Genomic DNA, 16,561 nt, shown 5'->3' with positions numbered 1-16,561 from the left:
CCTCCGGCTCTTTCGTTCAGTTCACTGAACCCATTCGTTCAGGATCGAGCGCTGTCTGCCTGATCAACCGTCTCCAGTACCGACATGATGATCGGAAGATCGGCTGGAATCCAAGGCAGGGCATTGAGTTCCGCGTGCCGCAAGGGCACCCACCGCAGCTCGTCGTGATCCTCAAGCGGGCGTGGTGTGCCGTCGAGAATCCGTGCCGTCCAGACCCGCATCGCGGCAGCATTGTTGAGCTGCCAGCCCTGTTCCAGCGGACCGGGGACCTCCGTGCCGAGCTCGACGTCGACACCTAACTCTTCGCGGATTTCACGCAGAAGCGCGTCTTCGCAGCCCTCTCCCGGCTCCACCTTGCCTCCCGGAAATTCCCACAGGCCGGCCAAGGATTCCGGTGCCGTTCTCCTGGCGACCAGGAGCTCGGAAGGCTTCGAAAGAGAGTCCACGATCGCGGCACCGACGATCTGTTTTAGAGGCAGTTCCACGGAACCGAGTCTACCGACTGTACGACGCCTCCCCGGAAACGGCCCGCCGCCTCCGTTAGAGTGGAATGGACAACGACGTCGGCGCGTTGCATTTCCACCATCTGCCGGCAGAAGCCCTGCGCCTGTCCCTACGACTGCTGGCTGCCTGACTTCGACCGAGAGCTTCTGCATTTATGACTTCCAAATCCGTCCGACCCGTCAGACAACCAGGTGAGAGCACCCATGTTGTTTGGGCGATCATTGCCCTGGCCGCGGGCGGATTTGGTATCGGAACAACGGAATTCGCCATCATGGGCCTGCTGCAGGACGTGGCTGAAGGTCTGCAGATCAGCATTCCCCAGAGCGGCCAGCTTATCTCGGCTTACGCCCTGGGCGTGGTCGTGGGCGCGCCCATCCTGGCCGCACTCGGTGCCAGAGTTCCGCACAAATACATGGTTCTGGGGCTAATGGGGTTGTTCACCATCGGCAACCTCTCGTCGGTGGTGGCGGCCGATTACACCACCATGCTCCTGACCCGCTTCCTGTCCGGCCTCCCCCACGGCGCCTACTTCGGCGTCGCTGCCGTGATCGCCGCTTCCCTTGTTGCCCCGGCCAAGCGCGCCCAGGCCGTGGCCGCCGTCATGTTGGGGCTTTCGGTGGCAAACGTTGTCGGGGTTCCGCTGGTGACTTGGCTGGGCCAGCAATACGGCTGGCGGCTGATGTTCGTGGCTGTGGGCATCATGGGTGTAATTACCTTGGTCCTCCTCCAGCGCTTCGTCCCGTTCACGCCGACCCATGCCGAAGCGAGCATCCGCAAGGAGCTCAGCGCGCTCAAACGCATCCAGGTCTGGCTGGCTTTGCTGATCGGCATCGTCGGCTTCGGCGGTTTTTTCGCGGTGTATTCGTATATCAGCCCAACCATGACGGATGTCACGGGCGTACCCGAATCGGCGCTGCCGCTGATCGTGGGACTCTACGGCCTCGGCATGGTAGCCGGAAACCTCATCGGCGGCCGGCTTGCCGACCGCTCGGTTATGGGCAGCATCTACATAGTCATGACGGCGATCATTATCGTGCTGGTGCTGTTCTGGGCCGCTGCGGGTATCCCCTGGCTGGCGATCCCGCTGGTCTTCCTGCTTGGCGCCGCAGGCTCCAGCCTGATCCCGGGGCTACAGACACGCCTGATGGATGCCTCACCCGATGCACAGACACTGGCTGCCTCGCTGAACCATTCGGCCCTCAACATGGCGAACGCGCTGGGTGCCTTCCTCGGAGGAGCCGTCATCGCTGCCGGATGGGGCTTCAAAGCCCCTGCCCTCGTCGGTGCCGGGCTGGCGTTCCTCGGACTGGCAGTTGCCGCTATTTCCGGCCTTCTTGACCGCCGGGGTCAGGCTCCTGTTGCTTCCGAAGCCGCGGACGCTCTCTCTGCCCGGAAAATATCCGGCTCCAAGTAGATCACGCGGGCAATCGGCACAGCGTCCCGGATCCGCTGCTCGGTTGCATCGATCTGTTCGGCGATCTCGCGGCCTGTTTCGCTGTGCGCAATGGTGACCTTCGCTGCAACCAGCAGTTCCTCGGGACCTAGGTGCATCGTCTTTAGATGAATGATTCTGGTCTCGTTGTCGGCGCCGATTGCCTCTTCGATCAGCCTGATGTGTTCCTTTGTCGCCGACTCCCCCAGAAGCAGCGACTTCGTTTCGATCGCCAGGACAAAGGCGATCACCACCAGCAGCACTCCGATCATCGCCGTGCCGACAGCGTCCCAGATCCCGTCACCGGTCAACAGGGTCAGGCTGACACCAAAGAGCGCGAAGACCAGCCCCAGCAGTGCCCCAATATCCTCCAGCAGAATTACGGGAAGCTCGGGAGACTTGGCATTGCGCACGAACTGGACCCAGCTCTTCTTTCCCCTGACGTGGTTCGATTCGACGACGGCGGTACGGAGCGAAAACGATTCCGCGATGATGGCGCCGATCAGGACAGCCAGCGGAACCCACCACCAGACGCCTTCAATCGGATGCGGGTCCTGCCACTTGTGGTAGGCCTCGTACAGCGCAAAGAGACCGCCGACGCTGAAGAGCACGATCGAGACAATGAAAGCGTAAATGTAACGGTCCCGGCCGTATCCGAACGGATGCTGCGGGCTGGCCTGCCGGGCGGCACGTTTACCGCCGACGAGGAGCAGTACCTGGTTCCCAGAGTCGGCCACGGAGTGTATCGCCTCCGCGAGCATCGAAGATGAAGCGGTGAGGAGATAGGCCACGAACTTCAGGACCGCGATGGTCAGGTTCGCTGTCAAGGCTGCAATAATCGCCTTGGTACCTCCGCCGGCTGCCATGGCTACTCCGTTTCTAGACGCTGGGTTTCTAGATCCTCGGTTTCCTCAAAGCTATACCAATCCCGCTGTGCCCGGGCCGAGGCATATAAACAAACTGTCGCTGCGGTTCCAACGTTGAGACTTTCGGCTTCCCCGTAAATCGGTACGGCGACACGCCATTGCGCCGCATCCAGCTCGGCGGCCGATAGACCCTTTGCTTCGTTGCCAAAGAACCATGCGGTGGCTTCCTCAAGGCGCGGCATCTTCGATTCTGCGGCCATGACGTCGACATCGCCTCCGCCCTTAAGCCTGCGGCCGGCGCTTTGGTCCTGCAGGCGATCGAGATCGACGTTTCCGTATCCATCGGCAGCCAGCAGAGCAAGGCCGTGCTTGCGGAGCTCGTCGGTGAGCGGGAGGAAATCCTGGCCTGTGACGATGGGCAGGTGGAAGAGCGATCCGGCGGTCGAACGGACAGCTTTCGGATTGTAGATGTCAACGCTTCCCTCGGTGAGGATCACCGCATCCGCGCCAGCGGAATCGGCGGCGCGGAGAACCGTTCCTGCGTTGCCAGGATCCTGGACACGGCACATGATGGCCAGCAGCTTCGGGCCTGCCGCCAATACATCGTTCAGGGGCCGGTCCAGGAAATTGCAGACGGCGACGATGCCCTGCGGGCTGACTGTATCTGCCATGGCAGATACAACTTCTTCGGTGGCGCACCTTAGGGGGACCCCGGCGGCGAGATCGACCAATTCGGGCAGCCGTTCGAGACATGATTGGGTGGCGAATACTTCAACTACGACGCCGCTTCCACCGGGCACTGCATCTGCACGATGCGCAGCCAAGGCTTCGCGGACGGCCTGCGGGCCTTCGGCCAGGAACTGCCTGCGCTTTAAACGCACTGAGCGCCCGGCAAGCTTGGCTATGTCTTTGACCCGATCTGCTCGGGGGTTCGACATAACGGCTTGCGGGCGCCCAGTAGTGCTCATAAAGCGACTATAGCGTCACCACAGATGCTGCTTGAAACGGCAGTCTTACTCAGCGATCTTCTGGCGTGCCTCGCCACCTGCAGGCTCGTAGCCGGCAGCCTTGGCGGACGCGACAGAGTCAAACCAGTACTGCGCAGCGGTCTGCTCGTACCAGGTGGAGCCCGGGACGTGGTACTTGTTGGACTCAGCGTTGCCCTTGATGGTGAATCCCTCGGGGGCAGGCTGACCGTCAACAACGAGAACCGCGCCGGCGGGAGCTTCGGTGTTCTCAGCGGCAGCAGCTTCGCTCTTTTCGGCCTTTGCAGGCGCCGTCTCAGCCTTCTTCGCAGCCTTGGCTGCTTCGGCCTTCTTCACGGCCGGCTTTGCCTCAACAGCAGCCGGAGCGGAGGTGTCAGCGGGGAGCGAGTCCTTGGCGATCTGAACCAGGGCAGCGAAGGCATTGGCATCCGAAACAGCCAGCTCGGCAAGCATGCGGCGGTCTACCTGGACCTCGGCGGCCTTCAGACCCTGGATAAGGCGGTTGTAGGTCAGGCCGTTGGCGCGGGAGGCAGCGTTGATGCGCTGGATCCAGAGACGACGGAAGTCACCCTTGCGCTTGCGGCGGTCGCCATAGCTGTACACGAACGAGTGCAGCAGCTGTTCCTTGGCCTTGCGGTAGAGACGGGACCGCTGTCCGCGGTATCCCTTTGCGCGTTCCAGGATTACCCGGCGCTTCTTATGGGCATTAACCGCCCGCTTCACACGTGCCACGTGCGTACTCCTTAAGTGTTGATACCCAGAAGCCGGAGTTGTTGTTCCTCAGGCTTGAGAGCTAGTTGAAAAGATGTGGCGGACCAGTCGATCGCGCCGTGAATCAGAAGGAAGAGCTAGATGCCCAGCATCTTCTTGATGTTCTTCACATCAGCCGGAGCCACGATCTTGTCGCTGGCCAGACGGCGCGTGAGAGTGGAAGCCTTGTGCTCCAGGTAGTGACGGCGGTTAGCCTGCTGCCGCTTGAGCTTGCCAGTACCGGTGAGCTTGAAGCGCTTCTTGGCGCCACTGTGGGTCTTCTGCTTCGGCATAGCTGCCGTTCTCCTTACGTCTTCCTCCGGCCATACGGCCATCGGTTCATGCGGTACCCGATTCGGGTACCGGCGGTGTACATGTCTGCCGGACACCGGATGCAAGCTGCAACCGGTACCAGATGAAACCCGGCGTGGTTCAGCTCTTGGAGCTGCTCCGGCCGGAAGGCTTGGGTGCTGCAGGTTTGGCAGGCGCCTTGGCCACGGCTGGTTTCGGCTTGGCCATTGGCTTCGGCATCGGAGCCGGAGTCGGAGTCGGCGCCTTAGCTGCGGGCTTCGGTGCCGGAGCTTCCGACTGAGCCGGCGCTTCCTGCGGTGCCGGAGCTTCAGCCTCGGCCGGCGCAACCTTCGCTGCTGGAGATTCAGCCTCAGCCGGCGTTGTCGGAGCCTCCGCCTGGGCCGGCGCAGCCTTCGGCGCTGGAGCCTCGGCTTCGGGAGCCTGCGCCTCTTCCTTGGGCGTCTCCTGCACAGGTGCAGCTTCTGCCGGCGCCTCCGAGGGAGCCGGCTCCGCGGCGGCCTTGGTCAGCTCTGCGGGCAGCAGATCGCCCAAGCTCTGGGTCATCGGAGCCTGATCCGAGGAAACGTCTACACGCTCCTTTTTGGCTTCGTTGGCTGCCTTTGCTTCGGCTTTCTGGGCTGCCCGACGCGCTTCTGCCTTGGCCTCAGCCTTATTCTTAAGCGGGCCGATAACCATCACCATATTGCGGCCGTCAATGCGAGGGCTGGATTCGACCACGCCGACCTCGGCAACATCATCAGCGAACTTCTGGAGCAGGCGAATGCCCATCTCCGGACGCTGCTGCTCACGGCCACGGAACTGGATCATGGCCTTGACCTTGTCCCCGGCTCCGAGAAAACGCAGAGCATGTCCACGCTTTGTCTCGTAGTCGTGCTTGTCAATCTTCAGTCGGAAACGGATCTCCTTGAGTACCGTATTCGTCTGGTTCTTGCGCGCTTCACGGGCCTTGACTGCAGCTTCGTACTTATACTTGCCAAAATCCATGAGCTTGCACACCGGAGGCTTGGCCTGCGGTGCGACCTCAACAAGATCCAGATCCGACTCGGAGGCCAGACGCAGGGCGTCCTCAATACGGACAATACCGACTTGTTCACCAGCCGGTCCTACCAACCGCACCTCAGGGACGCGGATCCGATCATTGATTCGTGGCTCGCTAATGTGTTGCTCCTGTTGTTTAGGTAACGAGTACCGCCTGCAATAAAAGAAGGCCTCCTATTGCACGCGCAATCGAAGGCCTCGAACGTCGGCTGCGAAACGACACCGCATGAGGGGCGCTTCCTGTTCATCCTCGCTGTCCGACAAGACTGCGACAATAAACATGCCGACCAGGAACCCGGCAGCTCTGGAATATCCATGCCAACAGGTGGGAGAGGTCTCCGCTTGCATATTGATTCGGGTTACTTCCACCGGCCTGTAATGCCGTGTGCTTTTGGGCACGAAAATAACTTGAATCAATCGGTCTGTGACAAGCTTACCAGTATGAGCACGCCAGATAGCAATCCTGCCCCAGAAACAGACCACCGCCACAGTTTCGAATCCGCCGCGGGTTCCGACCCCGGGGCCAGCACTCAGGAGCAGGAAGTCCTGACCCAGATGCGCGACATCGCCGAAGTTCCGGCGGTAGAGGTCATCACCACCGCCGCTGTCCACCTTATGAGCGCCGCGGCCGTCAAATGCGGGCTGGCCGCCGGCGACGATGCCGAAGAGCTAAAAGACCTGGACGAGGCGCGGAAACTGATTACGGCCTTGGCTGGCTTCGTGACCGCAGCCGCACCGGAAATTGGCAGTCAGCATGCCGGTCCGTTGCGGGATGGGCTGCGTTCCCTGCAGCTGGCATTCCGCGAAGCATCAACGATTCAGGACGAACCGGGCAAGGGCCCGGGCGAAAAGTACACCGGTCCGGTCAGCTAACCCTGTCTCGTCTATATCAAGTTCGACGCCGGAGCCTCGCTCCGGCGTCGAACTTTTATTATCGGGTGAAGCTGATCTCCAGGGAGTCCACCCGCTCCATAAAGTCCGGGTCGCCGCCCAGCCTCCGCTGCAAACGAGCTGCCAAGGCCTGCAGTTCGGTCCGCCCAAGCCCCTCACGGACCTTGAGTACGAGGCGCAGCTCAGGACCGGCTCCGCCACCGGCAACAATCTGGCCGGCGGCGGTTTTTGCCCCGATTCCTCCACCAGGCGCCAAGCCGACACCGCTGATATCGGCCTCCACCGCGACTGCTTGTGACACGATCCCGGTCAACCATTCGTCTTTGTAGGACGGCACCCATTCCTGCTGTTTGGCCAGAGCCCACATGCCCGGGCGGCGAACAACGAAAGTGAGTTCAGCACCAGGATCAACGACGAGCAGTTCCGCCTTCTCGGCGACCGCGGAAAGTGCCGCACGTGCGGCGTAGACGGCCACAGGCCGCGCTTCCGGATGCCAGGCTTCCAGGGCGGCGATGGAAGTAAACACGGGCAACGCCCGCCGACCATCCGGAGCCTGCACAGTCACGAGCGCCATGTCCGCCTGTTTGTCGGCAGACAGTCCGTGAGCACCGGCTTCTTCCTCTGCCAACTGCGCGACAATCGGCACAAAGACACGCGCCGTCGCCAGGGCACGGACAACATCGACTTCTCCACCGGTGCCGCGGACGAGCGCGGATAATGCTTCGGTGTAAGCAGCGTCGGCGGTGCCGTCGTCCTGGTCGAAATTATGCAGCGGATTGCCCGAGCCGCTCAGATCCCGTCCTTCCCAGGACTGTCCGGCGGAGTCGGTGTTGCCGCCGGCGCCCGCCAGCGCCGCTGCTATGTGTCCGGGAAGCTCACGCTTTTCCACTTCGGTCAGCGACGGCCGGCGGTATCCAGGGCCTGCGGCAGGGTAAAGGCACCAGCGTAAAGTGCCTTACCCACAATCGCGCCTTCAACACCTTGCGGCACCAGTGCACGCAGTGCGACCAGATCATCGAGACTTGAAATTCCGCCGGAGGCAACGACCGGCTTTTCCGTGCGCGCCGCAACTTCCTGCAGCAGTTCGATGTTCGGGCCCTTGAGGGTTCCGTCTTTCGTCACGTCGGTAACAACATAACGTGCGCAACCGGCATCCTCGAGACGAGCCAGCACCTCCCACAGATCGCCGCCCTCCTTGGTCCACCCGCGTGCTGCCAAAGTCGTGCCGCGTACATCTAGCCCGACGGCGATTGCGTCGCCGAATCGGTCGATGGCCCGGGCCGTCCATTCAGGGTTCTCCAGCGCAGCTGTGCCGAGATTCACCCGGGCAGCCCCGAGTTCCAGCGCCCGCTCCAAGGAGGCGTCGTCCCGGATGCCTCCCGAAAGCTCAACCTTGATGGAGAGTTCCTTGACGACGCGTTGGAGTAATTCGGAGTTCGAACCGCGGCCGAAGGCAGCGTCCAGATCTACCAGGTGGACCCACTCAGCGCCGTCGTTCTGCCAAGCCATCGCAGCGTCCAGTGGGTCGCCGTAGCTGGTTTCGCTGCCGGCTTCGCCCTGAACGAGGCGGACGGCCTGGCCGTCGGCAACATCCACTGCGGGTAGCAGTTCCAGAATCGGGGCGTTGTCTGTAGTCATTCGGTATGTCTGCTTTCTGGGTTGATTGGAAAGTTCTACTCGGACGGGCCGAGCGTGAGCAGGTATGCGGCCAGCAGTGACATTCCGGCCAAGACCCAGAAGCTGATGACAATAGCCTTCGGGGCTTTCTGGCTGCGGAAGGATATGGCTCCGCCGATTAGCAGTCCGGCAACGCCCATGAGCACGATGCTCCACATGTCTAGCCCAGCGTCCGGAGCCAGTTGCGCAGGAGCTCAGCTCCGGCATCGCCTGACTTTTCCGGGTGGAACTGCGTCGCGCACAGAGGGCCGTTTTCGACAGCAGAGATGAACCTTCCTCCGTGTTCGGACCAGGTCACCTGCGGCGGGGTCATGGCCGGCTGGGACACATCGAAATCCCAGCGCTGCACTCCGTAGGAGTGGACGAAATAGAAGCGTTCATCCTCGATGCCGGCAAACAGGCGACTGCCTTCGGGTGGCTCAACAGTGTTCCACCCCATGTGCGGTACAACTTCGGCAGCAAGACGCTCCACCGTTCCTGGCCACTCCCCCATGCCCGGGGTACTGACGCCGTGTTCAACACCCTCCTCGAACAACACCTGGAGGCCGACGCAGATGCCAAGAACCGGCCTGCCCCCGGCAACGCGGCGCCCGATCCAGCGCAACGCATCCACCTTCTTCAGCTGCTCCATGACAGCGGCGAAAGCGCCGACGCCGGGAACCAGCAGGCCATCCGCATTGAGAACATCCTCGGAGGCATGGCTCAGCGTTACTTCCGCGCCGACATGCTCAAGCGCCCGCACCGCGGACCGGACGTTGCCGGATCCATAGTCGAGGACGGTGATTTTCGGGGCTGATTTCACAAGGCCCCCTTCGTGGAGGGAATACCTTCCACGCGCGGATCCGGTTCGATAGCAGCCCGTAACGCCCGCGCAAAAGCCTTGAACTGCGCCTCAACGATGTGGTGAGGGTCCCTTCCGCCCAAGACCCGCATGTGCAGGCAAATCTGTGCATGTAGGGTGACGGCCTCGAAGACGTGGCGCGTCAGCGAGCCAGTGAAGTGACCGCCAATCAGGTGGTACTCCTGGCCGGCAGGTTCCCCGTCGTGCACCAGATAAGGACGTCCGGAAATGTCCACCACGGCGTTGGCAATGGCTTCATCAAGCGGAACAGTGGCCTCGCCGAACCGCTTGATTCCGGCCTTGTTGCCGAGGGCGCTTTTAAGGACTTCCCCCAGGGTAATGGCGACGTCTTCAACAGTGTGGTGGACGTCGATATGGGTATCGCCGGACGCCTTTACTGTCAGATCCATCAGCGAGTGCTTCGCCAGCGCCGTGAGCATGTGGTCATAGAACGGCACAGTCGTGCTGATATCGGATTGGCCCGTGCCATCGAGGTTCAGTTCCACCAGGACGGAGGATTCACTTGTAGTGCGTTCAAGGCGCGCGGTGCGTCCGGTGGCAATATCCACGGTCATTGGAGTCCTTTGAAGAAAATCGATTTGGCTGTCCACGAAGACGTGCGCCTCTTATATCAGTCTAGGAGAAATCGCTCAGACAAGCTCGCGGAGGCGGTTCAGGAAGGCCGTGGTCTCCGCCTCAGTGCCGGCAGTAACCCGCAGATGGCCCGGAATCCCCACGTCACGGATGAGCACTCCGGCGTCGAGCAAACCCTGCCACACTGCGTGCGGATTGCTTACTCCCCCGAAGAATACGAAGTTCGAATCCGAGGGCGCGGGACGCAGACCCATATCCGTGAGTTCGGACACGATCCTGTCACGCTGGCCCTTAATGTCTTCAACGTTGGCCAACAGCGCATCCGCGTGGTCCAGGGCTGCAACGGCAGTTGCCTGGGTGATGGCGGACAGGTGGTAAGGCAGGCGGACCAAACGCAAGGCATCCGTCACTTCGGGCGCCGCGGCCAGATAGCCCACGCGTGCCCCCGCTAAAGCGAACGCCTTGCTCATCGTTCGCGAAACGATCAGACGCTCCCTGCCCTGCAGCAATTCCAGCGCGCTGGGGGTGCCGGTGTGGGCAAACTCGGCATATGCCTCGTCCACAATGACCATGGTGTTGTATTCGGCCCCGGCCTCGTACACAGCTTCTACAACGTCCAGGCCCAGAGCCGTCCCGGTCGGGTTGTTAGGCGAACAGAGAATGACGATATTGGCGGCTGATTCCCTGACTGCCCGAGCGGCTGCCTCGGCCGTCAAACTGAAGTCGGAGGAGCGAGCTCCGGTGACATATTCGGTGTCTGTGCCGCTTGCGAGCAACGGATACATCGAATATGTAGGAGGAAAGCTCAGTAAGCGTCGGCCTGGACCTCCAAAAGCCTGCAGAATCTGCTGGAGGACTTCGTTCGAGCCATTGGCAGCCCAAACGTTTTCTTCCGTTAGCCCATGGCCCAGGTAACGAGCCAACGCTTGACGCAGTTGTGTAAATTCGCGGTCCGGGTAACGGTTCAACCCCGTTGCTGCCGCCTCGACGGCGGCCGCAATGGCCTTGTGAACACTATCGGGAAGTGGATGGGTGTTCTCGTTAACATTCAGCAGCACCGGCACATGTAGCTGGGGTGCGCCGTAGGGTTCTAAGCCTCTGAGGTTGTCTCTAAGAGGCAGGCGATTCAGGCGTTCTAGCTGGTCACTCACCGATCAAGCTTAAGCTCCGGCCGGCCCGGGGCAGGAATCGGGCCAGCCGGAGGGTCTCATATTACGGCCGCTGGCCGTCGCCGCTGACGGGTACGTGCAGTTGCTGTCCGGCGTGCACGATCGAGTCCGGAAGGTTGTTCAATTGCGAAATCTCAGCGATCACATCGTGCGGATTCCGCTCAGGGGCAACGGCACTGGCGAGTTCCCACAAGGTCTGCCCGGAGCCGACCGTCACAGTGATCGTCTCGCCTGCTCCTAGACCGCCACTGGTGGAGGCCACTGCGGGAGCCGTAAAGAAGCCGATCAGCGTCAACAAAGCAGCAGCCGAAAGGATGAGCGGAAGGCCGATCAACAGCAGACGGCCGCGACGGGTGAGCTGGAGTGGTTGAGTATGGCGCGGTACGGCAGGCGACTGCGGTGCGAGCTGTGCAGACATGTTGACACCTTTCCCGATCTGCGAACGTTTATGTCCGAGATCTCCTTATTCGAATTTACGTTCGAATCCTTCTTCCACAGTTTTAGCACCTATGATCGAACATTGTCGAGACTCACTAGAACAAATGTTTGAAAGTCCACCATGACTCCCCTAGCGTTAAACCAAAGGTGGCCGTACATGAAGTGCATCAGCTGCCACTGACAAAATAAGATTCCGGTTCGAATTCAGGCACGGCACTGCTGACTCGGATCGGACGGAGAAACCGGAGTCCGGGCCATGTCGAAGAACGTTTCCAGAGCAGCTGCCACATCAGACAGCAAACAGACAAAGCCGACTCGGGCTGCAGGGCAGCCCAAGGGCCTGACTGCGCGCCAAAAGAAAATCCTTGAAACCATCCAGGAGTCTGTAAGTGCTAATGGTTATCCGCCATCGATGAGGGAAATCGGTGACACCGTCGGACTGGCAAGCCTGTCCAGCGTGACGCACCAGCTGATCCAACTCGAAAAGATGGGCTACATCCGCCGTGACCCCAAGCGTCCCCGCGCCATGGAAGTGCTGACTCCGCTCGTCATTGAGGACGGCGCTGCCCGAATGGCCGGGGTGGAACAGGCAGACAATGTCAGAAGTATCAACGGTTCCACCGTCTCAGATCTCGGCAGCGGGTCGGACACAGCCATGGTTCCCCTCGTCGGTCGTATCGCCGCCGGCGGCCCCATCCTGGCGGATCAGGTCATCGAAGATGTTATGCCCCTTCCGAGACAGTTGGTTGGCCATGGCGAACTGTTCATGCTTAAGGTCTCCGGCGATTCCATGATTGACGCAGCCATCTGTGATGGTGATTGGGTTGTCGTGCGGAGGCAGCAAAGCGCCAACAACGGAGATATCGTGGCAGCCCTCCTCAACGACGAGGCAACTGTGAAGACATTTCGGCAGCGGGACGGCCATACTTGGTTGTTGCCACAAAACACCCAATACGAACCGATCCTCGGCGACCATGCAACGGTCATGGGCAAAGTGGTTTCAGTGATGCGTACTTTGTAGACGGATGCTATTTGTCGCCAAGGCGGTCTCGTCCCGCCAGCATGGCAGCGAACGGCTTTCCCGCTAGTTGCGGCGCTGCAGCTAACGTTCCCTTGCAATAATGTCCATCTCTTTGGACAGGCCGGAGCTGAGGGCCGGGCGCCTTCTGCGTCACGAGTTCTGTGGTGCCATCACCCACAGACTTGGCCTTCCTGCAGGGTGGGGGCGGTAGGTCCACCCGTGCATGCCTCATCGGACTCGATGAGCACGCACTAATATCATTGGCTTCGCATAGCGGGAAGGGCGGTCAACCCGTCTGACGGGCTGAGAGCCGTTCCAAGATCTGCAGCGCCACGCTCCGGTCCTTAGTTGACCAGAATGGGGGCAATGCAGACCGGAGAAAACTGCCATAACGGGCGTTCGCCAAGCGGGAATCCAGCACCGCGACCATGCCACGATCGCCCGCGGCGCGAATAAGGCGTCCGGCCCCCTGAGCCAGGCGGACTGCGGCGTGGGTAGCGGAGACGGACATAAAACCGTTGCCTCCGGCTTGCGCCACCGAGCGGGTCCTCGCTGTCATGAGAGGGTCATCCGGACGGGGAAACGGAATCCGATCGATGATGACGAGCCTGCAGGCGTCTCCGGGCACGTCCACACCCTGCCATAGGGTCATCGTCCCGAATAGGCAGGTATCCGGCTCCGCCGCAAACTGCTTGACCAAGGCAGCGATCGATGACTCGCCCTGGCACAGGATTTCGCTATTGATCCGCCGTCGCATTTCAGCGGCCGCTTCCTCGGCCGCCCGCCGGGAAGAGAACAGCCCCAATGCCCCGCCTCCGGAAGCCTTCAGGAGTGCCTCCAGCTCGTCCAACTGTTCGGCGCTAGTTCCGCGCTCAGGCTTCGGCAAATGCGAAGCCACATACAGCACTCCCTGCTTCGGATAGTCGAACGGGCTTCCAACGTCTGCACTTGAGTACGCCGGTGCACCGGCCCCCATCAGTCCCAGCGATCCGGCCACCGCATCGAAAGCGTTGCCGATGGCCAACGTCGCCGAAGTCAGAACCACAGTATGGCCGTCAAACAAACCTTCACGTAGCCGTGAGGCCACGGACAGAGGTGCCACGTTGACCGTTGCGGGCTGCGTATCGTCCTCTGACCCGAAATCGGTTCCGGACCCGAAATTGCTGGGCCTGGTAATCCACACGACCTCCCGAGCCTGGGCCGCGGAGAGAATCCGGTCGCATACCTCCAGCACAACCATCAGCCTGGAGCGGGCCATCTGCCGCCCACCGTCCGCGCTGTTCGATGTGTCCGATTTGGAGTCGGAAAGTGCGACTCGGCAAGCCTCACGCAACTGCGTCAGCGCCATCTCATGATCGTCACGCAGCCCAGAGGCCATCAGCCCCGTGGCAGTGGCGGCCAAGGCTATTTCGAGGCTCTTCGCTGCGCTGTTGATCGATTCGACGCTGGCCGCAGTATGCTTGCGGGCCATCGACGCCGCCGTATGCACCATCGCCACCGAGAGCTGCCCAGCGACCGCGCTGGTGACACGGTCCTGCAGTTCATGTGCTTCATCGATGACTACCACGTCGTATTCCGGGAGTACCGACAAGCCTTCAAAGGCATTGATAGCCAGCAGTGCATGGTTGGTGATCACCACGTCCGCTTCACCGGCCCGCGTGCGGGCTTGCTCGCTGAAACACTCTGCCGCCATCGGACACTTCTGCGCTCCGAGGCACTCCATGGAACTCACTGAAACCTGTCGCCACGCCCGATCGCTGACGCCGGGGACGATCTCATCCCGATCGCCTGTGTCAGTCTCGTCCGCCCATTCCCGCAGCCGTACCACTTCTTTTCCTAGCCCGGAGGCCGGGCCAGCGGTTGCCGGGGCAGGATGCGGTACAGCGTCCTCGCCAAGAGTGAAGAGAGCGTCGGGAGCATCTTCCTCGGGGAAACCGCCCGCCAGTTTGTGCCGGCAGAGGTAATTGTTGCGCCCCTTCAGGAGGGCTACATCCACCGGGCGTGGCAGCTCGTCCGAGATAGCCTCGAGCAGCCGCGGCAGGTCGCGCTTGACGATCTGGGATTGCAAGGCCAGCGTCGCGGTGGAAACAACCGCGGGCTTCTCGCTCTCAAGGGCATGGACGATCAGGGGAATGAGATACGCCAATGATTTGCCGGTGCCCGTCCCCGCTTGAACAAGCAGATGTTCATGATTACTGAACGCCTCAGCAACGCGGTCGGCCATCTCATGCTGCCCAGCGCGGTTCTGCCCGCCCATGGCACGCACCGCAACGTCAAGCAGACGCAACGCTTCCTTCTCGTTCAACGACGCCTCAACCACGATGGAGGAAGGGTCCGAGCTCTGCAGCCAGCCCTTCACGGACCTTCACTTCCAGCTTCGTTCCGTTTTCGACATGTTCGACGGAGAGAATCTCCGCATCCGGACTGTGTAGCCGGCTCACCACTTCGCCACGGTCATATGGAATCAACAATTCAAGCTTCACCGTTGGACGTGGAATTCCCTCGCTGATGGCCTCAAGCAGTTCCGGGATTCCTTGACCTGTACGCGCCGAAACCACGACGTGCCGCGGTTCACGCTGGCGCAGACGCTCGACGACAAACGGGTCGGCTGCATCCGCCTTGTTCAGGACTACGATTTCCGGAAGCTTTCGCGCGTCAACTTCAGTGAGCACCTCCCGGACAGCAGCAATCTGTCCTTCGGGATCCGGATGGGAAGCGTCGACAACGTGCAGGATGAGATCCGCATCCGCAGCCTCTTCCAAGGTCGAGCGGAATGCCTCGACCAGTTGAGTAGGGAGCGAGCGGACGAAGCCGACGGTGTCAGCCAGGGTATAACCGAGACCATCGGCGGTTTCGGCCTTCCGCACCGTGGGATCGAGGGTGGCGAAAAGCGCGTTCTCCACCAGGACGCCCGCATTGGTCAGACGGTTCAGCAACGACGACTTGCCCGCATTCGTGTAGCCGACTATGGCAACGGACGGAACAGCATTTCGTTTTCGATTGGCCCGCTTCGTGTCGCGCGCCGGTTTCATCCCGGCGATTTCCCGGCGCAGCTTCGACATGCGGGTACGAATCCGGCGGCGGTCCAGCTCGATCTTAGTTTCACCCGGACCGCGAGAACCAATGCCGCCGCCGGCGGCACCGACCCGGCCACCCGCCTGCCGGGACATTGATTCGCCCCAGCCGCGCAATCTCGGAAGCAGGTATTCGAGCTGGGCCAGTTCCACCTGCGCTTTGCCTTCGCGGCTCTTGGCATGCTGGGCGAAGATATCAAGGATCAGGGCGGTACGGTCGATCACCTTGACCTTGACGATGTCTTCCAGGCCCCGTCGCTGAGACGGAGAAAGTTCGCCGTCCACAATGACGGTATCCGCACCGGTGCTCATCACAATGTCCCGCAGTTCCTGCGCCTTGCCAGATCCAAGGAACGTGCCGGGGTCCGGCTTGAGCCGCCGCTGCACCACACCGTCAAGCACCTCGGAACCTGCGGTCTCTGCCAACGCCGCAAGCTCACGCAACGAATTGTCGGCGTCGTCGGCGGTACCTTCAGTCCAGAGACCGGCAAGGACGACCCGCTCAAGCCGCAGCTGCCGGTATTCGACCTCGGTAACGTCTTCGAGTTCAGTAGAAAGACCTGCAACACGGCGCAAGGCGCGCCGTTCGGCCAAGTCCTGCTGCTCGCCGTCGAATTCCGAGTGTTCCTCGTCCAACGTCGAGATGGCCTGTGCCCTGCCTCTGACACCGCCGGACTTCGTCCGTGCCGCAGTATCCTTGGCCAGAATCCGGTCGATGACCGCCTGGATTTCCTCCGGGCTCAGCTCCGGTTCCGGCGAGGGCTGGCTGTTGCTAGTGGTGGACATGCTCTCCTTTGAAAAGTCTGTAGTTCTATCGTAGACCTCAGCGGCCTCGGGTACCGAGGGGCCAGCCGGTCTATGTTGATGAGGGGTCAAGAAATCCTCCTGACAAAGGGCGGCGCACGGCCGCCGGCACTTAATCTGGTGGGAGCCGCTGCCTTTTTGCTTCGGCTAATGAAGATCGGAAA

Annotated in this window: 18 protein-coding genes; 3 read left to right on the top strand and 15 right to left on the bottom strand. The window is 61.3% G+C overall.

The genetic code is table 11. The features are described 5' to 3' along the window. Nucleotides 1-38: 38 nt before the first annotated feature. On the bottom strand, nt 39-485 hold the full coding sequence (locus AC20117_RS16835) for a (deoxy)nucleoside triphosphate pyrophosphohydrolase (RefSeq protein WP_074702673.1): 447 nt from the start codon (nt 483-485) through the stop codon (nt 39-41). A 173-nt stretch (nt 486-658) separates the two neighbouring features. Here AC20117_RS16835 and AC20117_RS16830 point away from each other — a divergent pair, with 173 nt between their 5' ends. Beyond that, nucleotides 659-1,918 carry an MFS transporter gene (locus AC20117_RS16830; protein ID WP_074702674.1) on the top strand — a complete coding sequence of 420 codons (1,260 nt, stop codon included), beginning with the start codon at nt 659-661 and terminating at the stop codon, nt 1,916-1,918. Here the strand turns inward: AC20117_RS16830 and AC20117_RS16825 are convergent. From AC20117_RS16825 to infC, 5 genes are all read right to left on the bottom strand, one after another. Continuing rightward, entirely contained in the window at nt 1,852-2,802 is a 951-nt protein-coding gene (locus AC20117_RS16825) for a cation diffusion facilitator family transporter (protein WP_074702675.1), read from the bottom strand. The two genes, AC20117_RS16830 and AC20117_RS16825, sit on opposite strands and share 67 nt — an antisense overlap. Nucleotides 2,803-2,804: 2 nt before the next feature. After that, nucleotides 2,805-3,770 carry a TrmH family RNA methyltransferase gene (locus tag AC20117_RS16820; protein WP_074702676.1) on the bottom strand — a complete coding sequence of 322 codons (966 nt, stop codon included), beginning with the start codon at nt 3,768-3,770 and terminating at the stop codon, nt 2,805-2,807. Between the two features lie 45 nt (nt 3,771-3,815). Beyond that, entirely contained in the window at nt 3,816-4,520 is a 705-nt protein-coding gene (gene rplT, locus AC20117_RS16815) for a 50S ribosomal protein L20, sunset domain variant (protein WP_074702677.1), read from the bottom strand. A 116-nt stretch (nt 4,521-4,636) separates the two neighbouring features. Beyond that, nucleotides 4,637-4,831: a 50S ribosomal protein L35 gene (rpmI, locus tag AC20117_RS16810; protein WP_074702678.1), complete on the bottom strand. Its 195-nt coding sequence runs from the start codon at nt 4,829-4,831 to the stop codon at nt 4,637-4,639. A 139-nt stretch (nt 4,832-4,970) separates the two neighbouring features. Continuing rightward, on the bottom strand, nt 4,971-5,966 hold the full coding sequence (infC, locus tag AC20117_RS16805) for a translation initiation factor IF-3 (RefSeq protein WP_236777351.1): 996 nt from the start codon (nt 5,964-5,966) through the stop codon (nt 4,971-4,973). Nucleotides 5,967-6,329: 363 nt separating this feature from the next. Between infC and AC20117_RS16800 the strand changes: the two genes are divergently transcribed. Further along, nucleotides 6,330-6,761 (top strand): DUF1844 domain-containing protein, encoded by a 432-nt coding sequence (locus tag AC20117_RS16800; RefSeq protein ID WP_101632629.1) that lies wholly within the window; start codon nt 6,330-6,332, stop codon nt 6,759-6,761. Between the two features lie 58 nt (nt 6,762-6,819). Here the strand turns inward: AC20117_RS16800 and AC20117_RS16795 are convergent, their stop codons facing one another. The 7 genes from AC20117_RS16795 to AC20117_RS16770 all read right to left on the bottom strand — a co-directional run bounded on the left by AC20117_RS16795 (nt 6,820) and on the right by AC20117_RS16770 (nt 11,478). Continuing rightward, complete coding sequence (locus AC20117_RS16795) at nt 6,820-7,668, bottom strand: SseB family protein (protein ID WP_236777350.1); 849 nt, start codon at nt 7,666-7,668, stop codon at nt 6,820-6,822. Between the two features lie 5 nt (nt 7,669-7,673). After that, the gene (gene priA, locus AC20117_RS16790; RefSeq protein WP_074702682.1) at nt 7,674-8,417 is read right to left on the bottom strand and encodes a bifunctional 1-(5-phosphoribosyl)-5-((5-phosphoribosylamino)methylideneamino)imidazole-4-carboxamide isomerase/phosphoribosylanthranilate isomerase PriA; all 744 of its coding nucleotides are present in this window, start codon (nt 8,415-8,417) and stop codon (nt 7,674-7,676) included. Nucleotides 8,418-8,452: 35 nt separating this feature from the next. Continuing rightward, entirely contained in the window at nt 8,453-8,596 is a 144-nt protein-coding gene (locus tag AC20117_RS23560; protein WP_170064953.1) for a CG2302 family histidine operon protein, read from the bottom strand. Between the two features lie 20 nt (nt 8,597-8,616). Further along, on the bottom strand, nt 8,617-9,258 hold the full coding sequence (gene hisH / locus AC20117_RS16785; RefSeq protein ID WP_074702683.1) for an imidazole glycerol phosphate synthase subunit HisH: 642 nt from the start codon (nt 9,256-9,258) through the stop codon (nt 8,617-8,619). Then, a complete protein-coding gene (gene hisB / locus AC20117_RS16780) occupies nt 9,255-9,872 on the bottom strand; it encodes an imidazoleglycerol-phosphate dehydratase HisB (RefSeq protein ID WP_074702684.1) in 618 nt (205 codons plus the stop codon). The genes hisH and hisB overlap by 4 nt, the downstream gene beginning before the upstream one ends. A 75-nt stretch (nt 9,873-9,947) precedes the next feature. Beyond that, complete coding sequence (locus AC20117_RS16775) at nt 9,948-11,042, bottom strand: histidinol-phosphate transaminase (RefSeq protein ID WP_074702685.1); 1,095 nt, start codon at nt 11,040-11,042, stop codon at nt 9,948-9,950. A gap of 61 nt (nt 11,043-11,103) precedes the next feature. Next, entirely contained in the window at nt 11,104-11,478 is a 375-nt protein-coding gene (locus tag AC20117_RS16770) for a LysM peptidoglycan-binding domain-containing protein (protein WP_074702686.1), read from the bottom strand. Between the two features lie 276 nt (nt 11,479-11,754). Between AC20117_RS16770 and lexA the strand changes: the two genes are divergently transcribed. Further along, nucleotides 11,755-12,519, top strand: coding sequence for a transcriptional repressor LexA (gene lexA, locus AC20117_RS16765; RefSeq protein ID WP_074702687.1), 765 nt, complete (start codon nt 11,755-11,757; stop codon nt 12,517-12,519). Between the two features lie 286 nt (nt 12,520-12,805). Here the strand turns inward: lexA and AC20117_RS16760 are convergent, their stop codons facing one another. Both AC20117_RS16760 and hflX read right to left on the bottom strand, forming a co-directional pair. Continuing rightward, on the bottom strand, nt 12,806-14,878 hold the full coding sequence (locus tag AC20117_RS16760; protein ID WP_269467191.1) for an ATP-dependent DNA helicase: 2,073 nt from the start codon (nt 14,876-14,878) through the stop codon (nt 12,806-12,808). Continuing rightward, nucleotides 14,832-16,379, bottom strand: a complete 1,548-nt coding sequence (gene hflX, locus AC20117_RS16755) for a GTPase HflX (protein ID WP_074702688.1) — start codon at nt 16,377-16,379, stop codon at nt 14,832-14,834. The genes AC20117_RS16760 and hflX overlap by 47 nt, the downstream gene beginning before the upstream one ends. Between the last annotated feature and the right edge of the window lie 182 nt (nt 16,380-16,561).

Source organism: Arthrobacter crystallopoietes (assembly GCF_002849715.1).
Taxonomy (GTDB): Bacteria; Actinomycetota; Actinomycetes; order Actinomycetales; family Micrococcaceae; genus Crystallibacter; species Crystallibacter crystallopoietes.
This window is presented reverse-complemented; position numbering and strand designations above follow the sequence as displayed.